The following is a 14,803-nucleotide window of genomic DNA, read 5'->3' as shown; positions in this document are numbered from 1 at the left end:
AGTATTGAATTATAAGGCTCAAGTTGAGGTTTATAGTTCCTGAGGAGGATAAACGTGGCTTCACCGCAGAATTATTTAGCAGTCATCAAGGTTGTAGGAATTGGTGGCGGTGGAGTAAATGCAATTAATCGAATGATCGATGTTGGTTTAAAAGGTGTTGAGTTCATAGCGATTAATACAGATGCACAACATTTACTCATGAGTGATGCCGATGTGAAATTAGATATTGGTCGAAAGACAACTCGTGGTCTCGGAGCAGGTATGGATCCAGAAAAAGGACGTGCCGCGGCTCTTGATCACGTCGATGACATTGAAGAGATTCTTCGTGGTGCCGATATGGTTTTCGTTACAGCGGGCGAAGGTGGCGGAACCGGAACGGGTGCTGCGCCGATAGTAGCTAAAATTGCGCGAGATATTGGAGCTTTAACAATCGGAGTAGTAACACGCCCCTTTTCTTTTGAAGCAAAACTCCGTGCAACGCAGGCAGATGCTGGAATAGAGGCGTTGCGCAGTGAAGTCGACACACTCATTGTTATCCCTAATGATCGCTTACTTGCAATCTCAGATCGCACAATAACTTTGTCAGATGCCTTCAAGAGTGCTGATCAAGTTTTGCTCTCAGGTGTCCAAGGTATTACTGAGATTATTACCCAACCAGGCTTGATTAATTTGGATTTTGCCGATGTTCAAGCGGTGATGTCAGGCGCGGGATCGGCATTAATGGGAATTGGTTCTGCGCGCGGTGAAAACCGTGCAATTCGAGCAGCTGAGTTAGCAATCTCATCACCATTACTTGAAGCATCTATCGATGGCGCAATGGGAGTTTTGCTTTCTATTTCAGGTGGGTCGGATTTAGGGTTGTTTGAAGTCAATGAGGCCTGCGAACTAGTTCAATCGGCAGTGCATCCGAATGCTAAGTTTATTTTTGGAACAACTATAGATGATGCATTAGGTGATGAAGTGCGTATTACTGTCGTCGCTGCGGGCTTTGAAGGTGGAGAGCCTAAGCGAGTTGCAACTCCGGTGATAGATGCCTCTACATTGGGTGGTAATGCAGATCCGCTTTCAGCAAATGATCCGCTTTCAGTTGCACTTGAACTTGGAGATGAGCCAACCCCACGCCGCCGTGTAACATTCGAAGAGTTAGTTACTGAAGATGAAATCGACGTCCCAGACTTCATGAAGTAGGGCTATTGCCTTCGTTATTTACAGATAGGCGCGGGGGCGTGAGTCTTGCGCCTTATGACTCATTGAATTTGGCGTTTCATGTTGGCGATAATCGCGATTACGTTATAGATAATCGCGCATCTCTCTCATTGCCAGTTTCTGCTATTCAGTTCATGAATCAGACACATGGTGATGAAATCGCAGTTGTGAATTCCTTTTCAGAGATTGATCCATCGTGTGATGCACTCATTACTAGCACTCCAGGATTTGCCGTAGCGGTTCTCGTTGCAGATTGTATTCCACTTTTGCTTTCATCACCGAGCGTCGTTGCAGCGGTGCACGTCGGCAGAAAGGGGTTAGTTAACAGAGTTGCACTGAGAGTGATTGCTCACATGCGTGCCCTAGGTGCTGCTTCAATTCACGCTCAGTTAGGAGCCTCTATCTGCGGAGAGTGTTATGAGGTTCCTGCAGATATGGCCGAGGAGGTTTCGCTTATACACCCAAGTGCTCTTTCTCAAACCAAAGTTGCGACTCCTGCCCTCGATTTACCACGTGCTTTGATTGCTGATTTAACGAGTGCCGGAATAAGTTATGAAGCTTCATCACTCTGTACCTTCGAAAATCACAATTATTTTTCTTATCGTCGTAATCCAATTACCGGCCGATCCGCAGGAATTATCTGGCTATGAATCGCTTTCTTGAAATTGAAAGAAATTTGCAGGGTGTCCATGAACGGATTTCGAGAGCGGCAATTGAATCAGGAAGAAAAGTTTCTGAACTAACTCTGATCGCAGTAACTAAGAATTTTCCGGTTAGTGATATAGAAATTCTTAAGGAGTTAGGAGTAAGCAATTTTGGGGAGAACAGGGACTCTGAGGCGGTGTCTAAAGCCGCCGCCGTTGAAGGAACTTGGCATTTTCAGGGGCAAATTCAAAGTAATAAGCTGAAGTCAATCTGCTCATGGTCGCAGGTTATTCATTCCTTAGACGATCTAAACCATTTTAGAATCATCGAAAAATTTACAACTCATCCTTTGAAGATTTTTTTACAAGTTAACCTTGATGGCTCTAAAAACCGAGGTGGGGCGCAAATCCAAGAACTTTTTCCCGTAGCCCAAGCTATCGAGGCTAGCCCACTTCACAATTTGGCAGGTTTGATGGCTGTGGCCCCATTAGGAGGCGATGCCAATCTGGCATTTGGTCGGCTCCGTAAAATGCACGCAGATTTTCTCAAAGATTTTCCAAGGGCCACTGGCCTTTCGGCTGGCATGAGTAATGATTTTGAAGAGGCTATTTTACACGGAGCGACACATTTACGCATTGGTAGCCAAATCCTGGGTTCTAGGTAGACCGACAGGTACCGTTTATACATGGCTAATGCATTAAAGCGTGTCGCAAATTATTTAGGTTTGATGGATGATCCAGAGTTTGACGTTCCCGTTCGATCTAAACTTCCATCGGTTCCGACTGCCGGTGAGGGCGCGGTGAAAGCTCGTCCACCCCGTACCGTTTCCTCTGTAGTCACGTCTAATAATCAATTTGCGCCGCAGCTCGATCTTCCAGTGTTAGATCGCATCGTTACACTCCATCCTCGTTTTTATAATGAGGCGCGAACAATTGGCGAACATTTTCGTGAAGGAAATCCAGTAATTATTAACTTGACCGATATGGACGAGTCCGAACACAAGCGTTTAGTCGACTTTGCAAGCGGACTGGCATTCGGGCTTCACGGAACAATCGAGAGAGTTACTAAGAAGGTTTTCCTGATTTCACCAGCCAATCTCCACGTTAGCTCAGAGGACAAATCCACGGCCGCACAAGCCAGCTTCTTTAATCAGAGCTGAGTAATTCATGCAGCTTGGTTCGCTATTAGCTGGCATTCTTCAATTATTTCTCTTTGCCCTGCTTGGTCGTTTAATTCTTGATTATGTTCGTATGTTTGCTCGAAACTGGAAGCCAAGTGGAATCTCTCTTTATTTGGTAGAAGCAATTTACGCCATCACTGATCCACCTATGCGCTTTGTAGGTCGTTTTATTCCACCACTTCGTATTGGTGCAGTCAGTTTAGATATGAGCTTTATTGTGCTCTTCTTTGGAGTTCAACTTTTGATGGGCTTAGTTAGAGGGATTTAGTAAGCATTACTGCTAAACCAATCTCACTTGCCTCCACATTTATTGATTCATCGCGCAGCATTGAAATCGCTAGAACTTCGTCCTGAATATGTGGCTGGTCACTTTCAATAGCTTCAATGATTTCAGGAGTTGCATTCCACACAATGTCGATCCGATCCGATATTTCAAAGCCATCACTCTTGCGGCGCTCTTGAATAAATCTAATAACTTCGCGAGCATGTCCGGCCAAAATCAGAGTCGGAGTAAGTGCTAAATCTAGTGCAACACTTTCACCTTCATGAGATGCAACCATCCATCCACTCTTTGGTACCTCTGTAATTACAACGTCACCCAATTCGATTTCCCATTGAGCAACTTTTGAAACTCCTTCGCTGCGAAGAGTACTGACTAAGGCGGCTGCGTCAGAGGTGGATATTTCCTTGGCAATCTCTTGAACCGCGGCGCCAAATTTTGCACCTAGGCTCTTAAAGTTTGCCTTGATTGAGATATCTACTAAATCGCCATCGGCATTTGCAATATCTTCAAGGGTTATAACATTGAGCTCATCGGCGATCTGTTCGCGCATCTGCGTAGGCAATGAAGCCCATCCGCTTGCAGCGATGAGGGCTCGACCTAATGGTTGACGAATCTTGATTCCAGATTCCGCCCGTGCAGCACGTCCGAGTTCAACAATTCGACGCGTCAAAGCAACTTGATTTCCTAATGGATTGTTAATTGCCGTCTCATCTGCAACAGGGAAGTCGGATAAGTGAACAGAGATCGCCGCGGAAAGATCGTTCGGACGCACAAGCTCCTGCCAAACCTGTTCAGTAATAAAGGGAACCATTGGAGCTAGAAGTTGTGTCAAACCCACGAGACATTCGTGCAATGTCGCCATTGCCGCTACTTCGCCATCCCAAAAACGGCGACGGGAACGACGTACGTACCAGTTGGAGAGATCATCTATAAATCGAGCGAGAGAACGCCCAGCAATTTGAGAATCAAATTCAGTCAATGCTTTATCAACTTCGAGGATCAAAATATTGAGTTCAGAGATAATCCAACGATCCATTAATGAGCGTTCGGACAATGGAGGAGTTAGAGTTAAGTCAAAGTTTGAAGCCTTTGCATACAGAGCGTGAAATGAGACGGTATTCCAATAAGTCAACAAAGTTTTGCGTACGACTTCATTTATTGCATCGTGGCCAACGCGGCGTGCAGCCCAAGGTGAACCCGCTGCCAACATGTACCAGCGAACGGCATCGGCGCCATGTTGATCCATAAGCGCCATGGGCTCCAAAACATTTCCAAGATGCTTACTCATCTTTCGACCGTCTTTATCTAGAATATGACCAAGGCAGAGAACGGTTTTATATGAAGATTTATCGAAAACCAAAGTGCCAATTGTCATCAGGGTGTAAAACCAACCACGTGTTTGGTCGATCGCTTCGCAGATGAAATCGGCAGGGTAAGAGGCTTGAAATTTTTCGACCGAACCCTCGACATGAGGGTAACCCCACTGTGCAAATGGCATAGCTCCGGAGTCATACCAGCAATCAATAACTTCAGGAACTCGAACCATTGTTAAAGCACATTCAGAACAGTTTATTGTGATGTCATCTACAAATGGGCGATGAGGGTCAAGGTTAGAAAGTTCTTGACCAGATAACTCCCCTAACTCCTTCAATGAGTCGACACAAATTTCATGTTTATTTTCACAACGCCAGATTGGTAGAGGCGTACCCCAGTATCGATTTCGAGAAAGCGCCCAATCGACATTGTTATTGAGCCAGTCGCCGTAGCGACCATCCTTAATCGTCTGAGGATGCCAATCAGTTGCGGCATTCTCCCGCAGAAGTGCCTCTTTGATCGACGTTGTACGTATATACCAAGAAGGCTGTGCGTAATACATCAGTACAGTGTGGCAGCGCCAGCAATGCGGATAAGAGTGCTCAAATGGTTGGTGTTTGTAAAGGGCTCCACTCGCCTTTAACTCTCTGACTAAGGTTTTATCAGCATCCTTAAAAAACATTCCACCAACAACGCCAACTTCAGGCAAAAAACGACCATCTGGTGCGATCGGATTTACAACGGGTAGCCCATAAGCTCGGCAGGTTGCTAAGTCGTCGGCCCCAAATGCCGGTGATTGATGGACTAATCCCGTGCCATCCTCGGTGGTGACGTATGTAGCTAGAACTACAAAGTGCGAACTTGGAATTTCAACATAATCAAAGGGGCGCTTGTATGTAATGCGTTCCAAATCCTTGCCGAGGAGCCTCTTAATTACTTTTTTATCGCCTTTCACACTTTCAGTCAGCGCCTCGGCAACTACTAACACCTCGGTTTTTTCATCTACCGAAACTTCAAGAACCACGTAGTAGACATCTGGATTAACCGCAACTGCTGTGTTAGAAACTAAGGTCCAAGGCGTTGTCGTCCACACTAGTAGAGAAGCATTTAATTGCGCGAGCTCTCCCGAAGTAATTGGAAAACGAACGTATACCGATGGATCAGTAATCGTTTCATAACCCTGCGCTAATTCATGATCTGATAAGCCCGTTCCACATCGCGGGCAGTATGGGGCAACTCGATGATCTTGTACCAGTAAACCTTTTTTCCAAATCTCCTTCAGCGACCACCACACACTTTCGATATATTGTGGTGACATCGTCCAGTATGCATGATCAAAATCTACCCAAAAGCCCATTCGATTCGTCATCTGACTAAATGCACCTACATGTCGTTGCACTGACTCTCGACACTTTTCATTAAAAGCTGCAACCCCAAATTTCTCAATATCACCTTTACCTGCAAAGCCAAGCTCTTTTTCAACGGCAATTTCTACTGGTAAGCCATGGCAGTCCCATCCCGCCTTGCGCGTGACGTAACGGCCCTTCATAGTTTGAAAGCGCGGGAAGACGTCTTTAAATACTCGAGCTTCAATGTGATGAGTTCCCGGCATTCCATTAGCTGTCGGTGGACCTTCATAAAAACTCCACGGCAATTCACCGGCACGCGCCTCTACAGTTTTGTGGAAAATCTCGTTATCTGCCCAGAAAGTAAGAATCTCATGTTCAACTGCGGGCAAATCAACGGATGCAGAAATGGGGCGAAATGTCATTTGAACTTACCTCCGAGAAGAAAACCTGGAGGGACGAACTCTGCTATCGCAGAGTTCGCGGTACCACCCGCCTTGCGCAACGTTCGCGCCACTCTTAATCTAACTAGGGCCAGTTCTAGATGAGTTTTCACTCACTTCTTCCGGCAGGCTCGTGAGGTGATAGCCCCGTCAATGCCGCTCATGGGTTAGTTCCGCAAGTCTAGGCCATCCTGAGCAAAAGATTGCTCGTGGCGCAATTGGTATACCTGGCGCAGACGGATTAAGGTTCGCGTCATGCCCAAGAAGCCTGTAAAGAAAACCGTTGCCACAAAGGCCGCTGCAGTTAAGAAACCCGTAAAAGCCGCCAAAAAGCCGGTAGCTACAAAGGCGGCAGCTAAAAAGGCGGCGGCACCAAAGAGCACTGTAAAAAGTATCCCTGTAAAAAAGGCGGGCAGTAAAGAATCAACTACAAAGACCACTCTTACCGTCGATGAAAAATCCCAAACAGTCTCAGTTTCAACGGTAAGTACTGCAGTTATTGCGCCGGTAATTGAACAACGTCGTCTAGTGATGCCACCCCCACCACGTCCAATTAAGAATGGAAAGAAGAGTGCGCCTCTAAAGCCGATTAGGAGCGCACCCACACCAGTTGTAGTCAGCGATTCTGAATCTCCTTGGAGCGCGGCTGAACTTAAGGCCGTACGCACTGATATTGTCATTGAACTCGAGCGTTTGCGTAGAGAGTTAGCAATAGTCGAACTTGAAATGGACTCTCTCATTCAGGAGTCTGGTGAGGGCGCTGGCGATGATCAAGCCGATGCTGGTACCAAAACCTTCGAGCGCGAACATGAGATGTCTCTTGTTATTAATGCACGCGATATGGTTTTACAGACCGAGCGTGCATTAGATCGCATTGATTCGAAGCGCTATGGAAATTGCGAAGAGTGCGGAAATGCAATCGGGAAGGCTCGATTAAAGGTCTTCCCCCGTGCAACCCTCTGCATGCTCTGCAAGCAGAAGGAAGAACGGCGCTAAAAGTGCAAAGGTGGCGAACACTTTTAAGTGTTGCCTGGTTAGTCTGGATTCTTGATTTAGCAACTAAGGCATGGGCGGTAAGCCAACTTGCTCACCGCGAGCCAATAAAGATTCTCGGTAGTTTTTTTCAACTCACATTTGTACGAAACTCTGGAGCCGCATTTTCAATTGCATCAAATGCGACTCTATTGCTATCGCTTTTTGGCATTGTCGTAGCCATAGGAGTGATTTATTTCGCTCCGAAGATCACATCGAAGGGTTGGTCAGTAGTTTTAGGTTTAGTGTTGGGAGGAGTTCTAGGAAACCTCATGGATCGACTCTTTCGTGAACCCTCCTTCTTACGTGGTCACGTTATCGATTGGATGCAATTTCCGCATTGGCCTATATTCAATATTGCCGACTCGGCGATCGTTCTTGCAGCTGCGTTGGCTATGATTTTAACTGCTCGAAATATTTCGCCGATTTCTTCGAAGGAGTTAAGGCCATGAGTAATCGTGAATTACGTACTTTGGCCGTCCCAGAGGGTGTCGCTGGCGAACGAATCGACAGTGCCCTCACACGTGTTCTGGGTCTTTCGCGTACCTCGGTTGTAAAACTCCTTGAAGATGGTGACATAACTACCGCTGGAAGGGCGATGCAGAAATCCGACAGAGTGAGCGAAGGTCAAGTTATCGATGTACTACTTCCGGCTCCGATTAACGCTCTGCCAATTCCACTGACTCCTATTGATGGCTTGGAAATAGTTTTTGAGGATGATGAAATTATTGTCATAAATAAACCTGTTGGCTGTGCCGCGCACCCAAGTCCTGGCTGGACTGGACCGACAGTTGTTGGCGCATTAAGTGCTGCAGGATATGTAATTTCAACAAGCGGCACCGCCGAGCGTCAAGGAATTGTTCATAGATTAGATGTTGGAACTAGCGGTTTAATGATTGTTGCAAAGAGTGATCGCGCATTCACCGTGCTTAAAGATGCTTTTCGCACTCGAAGCGTTGAGAAAATCTACCATGCACTCATTCAGGGGCACATGGATCCAACTACCGGAACAATTGATGCACCCATTGATCGCCATCCAAAAGAAGATCACCGATTTGCCGTTGTTGGTACAGGGAAAGAATCGATTACCCACTATGAAGTAATTGAATTTTACCGGGCCGTCTCTCTAGTAAAGGTGGAGTTGGAAACCGGGCGAACTCACCAGATTCGAGTTCATTTCTCGGCCCTGAACCACCCGTTGGTAGGAGATACAACGTACGGTGCCGATCCTGTTTTAGCCAAAAGCCTTGAAATGACGCGACCATGGCTACATGCCAAAGAGTTGCGCTTTGTCCACCCAATCACTAGGGAAAAACTCAACTTCATTGCGCCTTACCCGGCAGATCTCACACACTCTTTAACCTTACTATCTGATGCCGTCCTTCCTTAAGCAGTTATCACTCACATGACTAAAGATAATTTCGTCCACCTTCACGTTCATACCGAGTACTCGATGCTAGATGGAGCCGCGCGAGTGGGAGATCTCATGGATGAAGTGGTACGTCAAGGTATGCCTGCAATTGCAATGACCGACCACGGAAATGTTTTCGGAGCTTTTGATTTTTATAGGGGTGCAAAAAAAACTGGCGTTAAACCAATCATTGGTATTGAAGCGTATGTAGCGCCTGAATCTCGATTTGAGAAAAAGCGTGTCAACTGGGCAGATGGCGGCGAAGATGATGTTTCAGGTGGTGGTGCATATACACATATGACAATCTTGGCTGAAAACAATATTGGATTGGGGAACCTATTTAAGCTCTCATCTCTTGCCTCTCTTGAGGGTTACTACTACAAGCCTCGCATGGATCGAGAGATTTTAGCTAAATACTCGGCAGGATTAATTGCAACTACAGGCTGTCCTGGCGGAGAAGTGCAAACTCGGTTGCGTATGGGGGCTTATAAAGAGGCTATAAAAGCAGCGAGTGACTACAGAGATATTTTCGGGGCAGGTAATTTCTACCTTGAGATTATGGATCATGGAATTGAAATTGAGAGCCGCGTAAAATCCGATCTCTTGAAATTGGCTAAAGAATTAGGTCTACCTTTGCTTGCCACGAATGATCTTCACTATACGTTGCAATCTGATGCCCCAGCACATGAGGCCCTTCTCTGTGTTCAATCTGGCTCCACTTTGGCCGATCCGAAGCGATTTAAATTTGATAACGATAGTTTTTACGTCAAGACTTCTGCGCAGATGCGCGAGCTTTTTAAAGAGATTCCTGAAAGTTGTGATAACACCTTACTTATCGCTGAGCGTTGCAACGTAACACTACGTGAGGGTGAAAATCTCTTGCCAGCATTTACTGTCCCGGCAGGCCACACCGAGGATTCATGGCTAAAGAGCGAGGCCGAACTTGGCCTTATTGTGCGGATGGGTGAGCGAGTAACTCCTGAGCACCACTCTCGCTTGAACTATGAACTTGGGGTCATGGAGAAGATGGGATTTCCTGGCTATTTTCTCGTAGTCGCTGATTTAGTTGCGCATGCAAAAAAAGTTGGAATTCGGGTTGGCCCTGGCCGAGGTTCTGCCCCCGGTTCGCTTGTAGCGTATGCACTTGGAATTACAGGTCTAGATCCCCTTGAACATGGACTCCTCTTTGAACGTTTTTTAAATCCAGAGAGAATCTCAATGCCAGATATTGATTTGGACTTTGACGAGCGTCGACGTAGCGAAATGATTCGCTATGCCACTACAAAGTACGGCGAAGATCGAGTTGCTCAGATAATTACATATGGAACCATTAAATCGAAGCAAGCTATAAAGGATTCAACTCGCGTACTCGGCTATCCATATGTTGTTGGAGAAAAACTTACAAAAGCGCTTCCGCCATCGGTAATGGGTAAAGACATTTCTCTGAGTGGAGTTTTTGATCCAAAGAATGATCGTTACGGAGAAGCCGGTGAGTTTCGAACTCTGTATGAATCTGATTCCGACTCAAAACGTGTAGTGGACACTGCACGTGGCCTAGAGGGCTTGAAGCGCCAGTGGGGAGTTCATGCAGCCGGTGTAATTCTTTCACGGGAACCGCTATTAGATGTGATTCCAATCCATCGACGCGAGGCCGATGGCGCAATTATTACACAGTTCGACATGGGAGCTTGTGAGGCGACGGGACTTCTTAAAATGGACTTCCTGGGCCTTCGAAATCTCTCAGTCCTAGATGACGCCCTGATAAATATAGAAACAAATCAAGGAATTAAAGTTGTTCTTGAGGATTTAACTCTTGATGATAAAAAAACATATGAACTTTTGTCGCGGGGTGACACATTAGGAGTTTTCCAACTCGATGGTGGGCCAATGCGCGCTCTACTTCGTTCAATGTCTCCCGATTCTTTTCAAGATATTTCAGCGGTTATTGCTCTATATCGTCCAGGACCAATGGGAGAAAATGCACATAATAACTACGCCGATAGAAAGAATTCTCGTAAACCTGTTGAACCGATTCATCCAGAGCTCGTGGATGCATTGTCGGAGATTCTTGGGGATACATATGGCCTTATCGTCTATCAAGAACAGGTGATGGCCATAGCTCAGAAAGTAGCTGGATTCTCGTTAGGCCGCGCAGATTTACTGAGAAAAGCTATGGGTAAGAAAGATAAAAATATTCTGGATAAAGAGTATGTTCCCTTTGAAGCTGGCATGAGAAAAAATGGATATTCAACTACAGCGATCAAGCGGTTATGGGATGTGTTGATTCCCTTCTCTGACTATGCATTTAATCGTGCGCACTCTGCAGGGTACGGGGTTGTTTCATATTGGACGGCGTACTTAAAAGCCAACTATCCAACTGAATACATGGCTGCGCTTCTAACAAGTGTGCGTGATGATAAAGATAAATCAGCGCTTTATCTGAGCGAATGTCGCCGTATGGGAATCAAAGTTCTGGAACCAGATATAAATGAGTCCGATGCCGAATACACGCCACGTGGAAATGACATTAGATTTGGATTGGCCGCAATTCGCAACGTCGGTGAGGGAGTGGTTGGTTCTATAAAAACCGCTCGCGAATCAAAAGGCCGATTTACTTCATTTGGTGACTTCCTCGCCAAAGTTGATGCACAAGTCTGTAATAAGAAAACTATCGAATCTCTCATCAAAGCTGGAGCATTCGGATCGATGGGAGTAACTAGAAAGGGTTTAATGGCGGTCTATCTTGAAGCCATCGATTCGGTAATTGAAGCAAAACGAGCTGAAGCAATTGGTCAATTTGATTTATTTGGTGGAGAAAATATAGGCCAAGTCGAATCTTTAGATCTGGAAATTCCAATAGGAGAGTGGGATAAACCAATGCTCCTTAGCTATGAGCGCGAAATGCTCGGTCTCTATGTCTCTGACCATCCATTGTTAGGTGTTGAGCATATTTTGCGCTCTAGCACTGATATGACTATCAGCGAACTTATAGATGAGGGAGCACAGAGCGAATCTATAGTCACTATTGGCGGGTTGATCACCAGTGTTACTAGGAAAGTTTCTAGACAGGGTGCTTCATGGGCTGTAGTTACAATTGAAGATCTTGAAGGTTCACTCGAGGTTCTGTTCTTTGCAAAGACATATAACCAGTACTCCATGTCGTTAACTGAAGATCGAATTGTGACGGTTCGTGGCCGTGTTGATCGACGTGATGATGCTCTTCGATTTACTGCTATGGAAATGTCGATGCCAGATATTTCCATGGCCCCGCTCGGTCCCTTAGTGATTTCACTCCCGATGTCACAATGTACTCCACCAGTTGTCGAGCGAATTAAAGAGATTTTGCGTTCGCATCCTGGAAAGCGCGAAGTTCATCTCAAACTTAATGAAAATGGGGTTGATACATTTATGAAGATTGATGCCCTTGTTACTGCATCGCCAAGTTTGAGCGCAGATTTGAAATCGATACTAGGACCAAACTGCCTAGTCTAAGGTCTACAAATAACTTCGCTCCATGAAGATCTCTTTCTCCATTATAATTAGACAATGATTCGCCTCGTGGATTTTAAGGGCCGAGCTCTGACAAAGGTCGGCTATAACAGCGAACTGCCACGCGCAGATTTAAATGTTGCCGAAGCAATGCAGTTGATTGCGCCGATTCTTGAGCGCGTTAGATTCGGTAGTGAAAGTGATTTAATTGAATTGGCCGAAGAGTTCGATGGCGTAGTTCCACCAAGTATTCGTGTTCCGCAGAGCGCATTAGATGCGGCTTTGAAAGCACTTGATCCAGACATACGTTCTGCCCTTGAGCGTTCAATTACTCGAGTCAAGAGAGTTCATAGTGATCAAGTGAGAAGCGAAAAGAAAACAGTCGTAGTTGATGGGGGAGAAGTCACCCAAAAATGGATCCCAGTCGATCGTGTTGGGCTATATGTTCCTGGGGGACGCGCTGTTTATCCAAGTAGTGTGATGATGAATGTAATTCCCGCTCAAATTGCTCAAGTACCATCAATTGCAGTCGCTTCACCTCCGCAGAGAGAGTTTGGTGGTCTTCCGCATCCTACTATTTTGGCAACGTGCGCCCTTCTTGGTGTAACTGAGGTTTATGCAGTGGGTGGAGCGCAAGCTATTGCTCTCTTTGCATATGGCATGGAGGGAGTCTGTGAAAAGTGTGACCTCGTAACCGGTCCAGGCAATATTTATGTGGCGGCAGCAAAACGAGCGCTGCGAGGTGTCATTGGGATTGATTCTGAAGCTGGACCAACTGAGATCGCAATTCTTGCCGATAGATCGGCGATTCCTGCCGATGTCGCCGCCGATCTCATTAGTCAGGCAGAGCATGATGTGATTGCCGCTGCGATCCTAGTTACAGATAGTCCTGAGTTAGCCGAAGCGGTAGCTCTCGAATTGAAAGTGCGTGTGGCAACTACAAAACACGCGGATCGAATACGTGAGGCACTTGCCGGCATTCAATCGGCAATTGTACTTGTTGATTCTATTGAACAGGGAATAGATGTGGTCAACGCATATGCTGCAGAGCATCTGGAGATTCATACGGAGGATGCTCGAGAAATTTCCGCCAGAGTTAGAAATGCAGGTGCGGTTTTTGTTGGCCGCTATTCTCCCGTTTCTCTTGGGGATTATTCGGCTGGCTCTAACCATGTACTTCCAACTGGCGGTTGCGCATGTCACTCGAGTGGACTTTCAGTTCAGACTTTCTTACGAGGAGTGCATATTATTGAATACGGGGAGCGAGCTTTCCTTGAAATTCTTCCAACTGTTCTCACGTTAGCTACTGCAGAAGATTTACCGGCCCATGGGCAGGCAATGACTGCCAGATTAGAAAACCTTTCATGATGTGGCCTGCTTGGCTTCCACTTCGCAGTGATTTAAAGCCTTTATCTCCATATGGAGCGCCTCAACTTCCTGCAAAGGCATCACTGAACACGAATGAGAATCCATTTGCACCGTCAATTGCATTGCAGCAGGCAGTTACAGCTGCAGTTGCAGAGGCGAGCAGTTCGCTCAATCGTTATCCAGATCGTGATGCCACTACAGTTCGCACCGCTCTAGCCTCTTACATAAATGAGGAGAATGGAACGCAGTTTACGATAAGCAATATTTGGGCAGCCAATGGGAGTAATGAGATTATTCAATCTCTCTTTTTAGCTTTCGGAAGCTCTTCTGCTCTTGGTTTTACACCCTCATATTCCATGCACCCGTTAATTTCCAAAGTTTCCGATACACATTGGATTGATGGAAAACGAAATCACGATTTCTCATTTAATATAGATTTTGCAATTCACGATGTTGCTCTCAATAAGCCACAATTGACCTTTATCACCACACCTAATAATCCTACGGGTGATGCCATTTCCTTTAATGATATTGAGGCTCTTGCCATTGTTGTCGGTGAGAATGGTGGGATATTGGTCGTCGATGAGGCCTATGCTGAGTTTTCTAGTGAAAGATCTGCGGTCAATTTAATCGCACAGTATCCACACGTAGTTGTAATTCGCACGATGAGTAAGGCTTTTGCTTTCGCTGGAGTCCGAGTTGGTTACCTAATAGCCGACCCGGCCGTTATTAATTCGATGATGCTAGTGAGATTGCCATATCACTTAAGCGCATTGACTCAGGCGGCTGCCACAGTTGCCCTAGATTTTCGCACCGAGCTCTTGGGCAATGTTGGATTATTAATTAGTGCGCGTGAGGAGCTTGCAGCATCTCTGCAGGCAATGGGTTTACGAACACTGCCAAGTTCGGCAAATTTCATCCTTTTTACTGGGTTTGCGGCACGTTCTGATCAATTGTGGAGGCAATTACTCGAAAAAGGAGTTCTCATTAGAGATGTGGGATTATCGTCTTATCTTCGAGTGACGATCGGCAATGATGCCGAAAATAAAGCATTTATTAAGGCCCTATCCGAACTTCTGTAGAAAG

The 14,803-nt window shown here is 46.0% G+C and carries 11 protein-coding genes and 1 pseudogene; 11 read left to right on the top strand and 1 reads right to left on the bottom strand.

The features are described from left to right. The first annotated feature begins 54 nt into the window (after positions 1-54). The 5 genes and pseudogenes from ftsZ to Q8K48_03445 all read left to right on the top strand — a co-directional run bounded on the left by ftsZ (position 55) and on the right by Q8K48_03445 (position 3,299). A complete protein-coding gene (gene ftsZ / locus Q8K48_03465) occupies positions 55-1,188 on the top strand; it encodes a cell division protein FtsZ (GenBank protein MDP1851456.1) in 1,134 nt (377 codons plus the stop codon). Between the two features lie 5 nt (positions 1,189-1,193). Then, on the top strand, positions 1,194-1,856 hold the full coding sequence (locus Q8K48_03460) for a polyphenol oxidase family protein (GenBank protein MDP1851455.1): 663 nt from the start codon (positions 1,194-1,196) through the stop codon (positions 1,854-1,856). After that, positions 1,853-2,515, top strand: a complete 663-nt coding sequence (locus Q8K48_03455) for a YggS family pyridoxal phosphate-dependent enzyme (GenBank protein ID MDP1851454.1) — start codon at positions 1,853-1,855, stop codon at positions 2,513-2,515. Before Q8K48_03460 ends, Q8K48_03455 begins: the two co-directional genes overlap by 4 nt. Before the next feature lie 222 nt (positions 2,516-2,737). Continuing rightward, positions 2,738-3,010 (top strand): annotated as a pseudogene (locus Q8K48_03450) (cell division protein SepF). 7 nt (positions 3,011-3,017) lie between these two features. Next, entirely contained in the window at positions 3,018-3,299 is a 282-nt protein-coding gene (locus Q8K48_03445; protein ID MDP1851453.1) for a YggT family protein, read from the top strand. Here Q8K48_03445 and ileS read toward each other — a convergent pair. Continuing rightward, the gene (gene ileS / locus Q8K48_03440; protein MDP1851452.1) at positions 3,286-6,399 is read right to left on the bottom strand and encodes an isoleucine--tRNA ligase; all 3,114 of its coding nucleotides are present in this window, start codon (positions 6,397-6,399) and stop codon (positions 3,286-3,288) included. The genes Q8K48_03445 and ileS overlap by 14 nt on opposite strands. A 273-nt stretch (positions 6,400-6,672) precedes the next feature. Here ileS and Q8K48_03435 point away from each other — a divergent pair, with 273 nt between their 5' ends. From Q8K48_03435 to Q8K48_03410, 6 genes are read left to right on the top strand one after another with little or no spacing between them, the layout of a single operon-like run. Continuing rightward, positions 6,673-7,413, top strand: coding sequence for a TraR/DksA C4-type zinc finger protein (locus Q8K48_03435; GenBank protein ID MDP1851451.1), 741 nt, complete (start codon positions 6,673-6,675; stop codon positions 7,411-7,413). Positions 7,414-7,415: 2 nt separating this feature from the next. After that, positions 7,416-7,901: a signal peptidase II gene (gene lspA / locus Q8K48_03430; protein MDP1851450.1), complete on the top strand. Its 486-nt coding sequence runs from the start codon at positions 7,416-7,418 to the stop codon at positions 7,899-7,901. Continuing rightward, on the top strand, positions 7,898-8,839 hold the full coding sequence (locus Q8K48_03425; protein MDP1851449.1) for an RluA family pseudouridine synthase: 942 nt from the start codon (positions 7,898-7,900) through the stop codon (positions 8,837-8,839). The genes lspA and Q8K48_03425 overlap by 4 nt, the downstream gene beginning before the upstream one ends. 15 nt (positions 8,840-8,854) lie before the next feature. After that, positions 8,855-12,352, top strand: coding sequence for a DNA polymerase III subunit alpha (gene dnaE, locus Q8K48_03420; GenBank protein MDP1851448.1), 3,498 nt, complete (start codon positions 8,855-8,857; stop codon positions 12,350-12,352). Positions 12,353-12,406: 54 nt separating this feature from the next. Then, positions 12,407-13,717, top strand: coding sequence for a histidinol dehydrogenase (gene hisD, locus Q8K48_03415; GenBank protein MDP1851447.1), 1,311 nt, complete (start codon positions 12,407-12,409; stop codon positions 13,715-13,717). Further along, positions 13,714-14,799 (top strand): histidinol-phosphate transaminase, encoded by a 1,086-nt coding sequence (locus Q8K48_03410; GenBank protein ID MDP1851446.1) that lies wholly within the window; start codon positions 13,714-13,716, stop codon positions 14,797-14,799. The genes hisD and Q8K48_03410 overlap by 4 nt, the downstream gene beginning before the upstream one ends. The last annotated feature ends 4 nt before the right edge of the window (positions 14,800-14,803 follow it).

The organism is Candidatus Planktophila sp., from assembly GCA_030681675.1.
Lineage (GTDB): Bacteria > Actinomycetota > Actinomycetes > Nanopelagicales > Nanopelagicaceae > Planktophila.
This window is presented reverse-complemented; position numbering and strand designations above follow the sequence as displayed.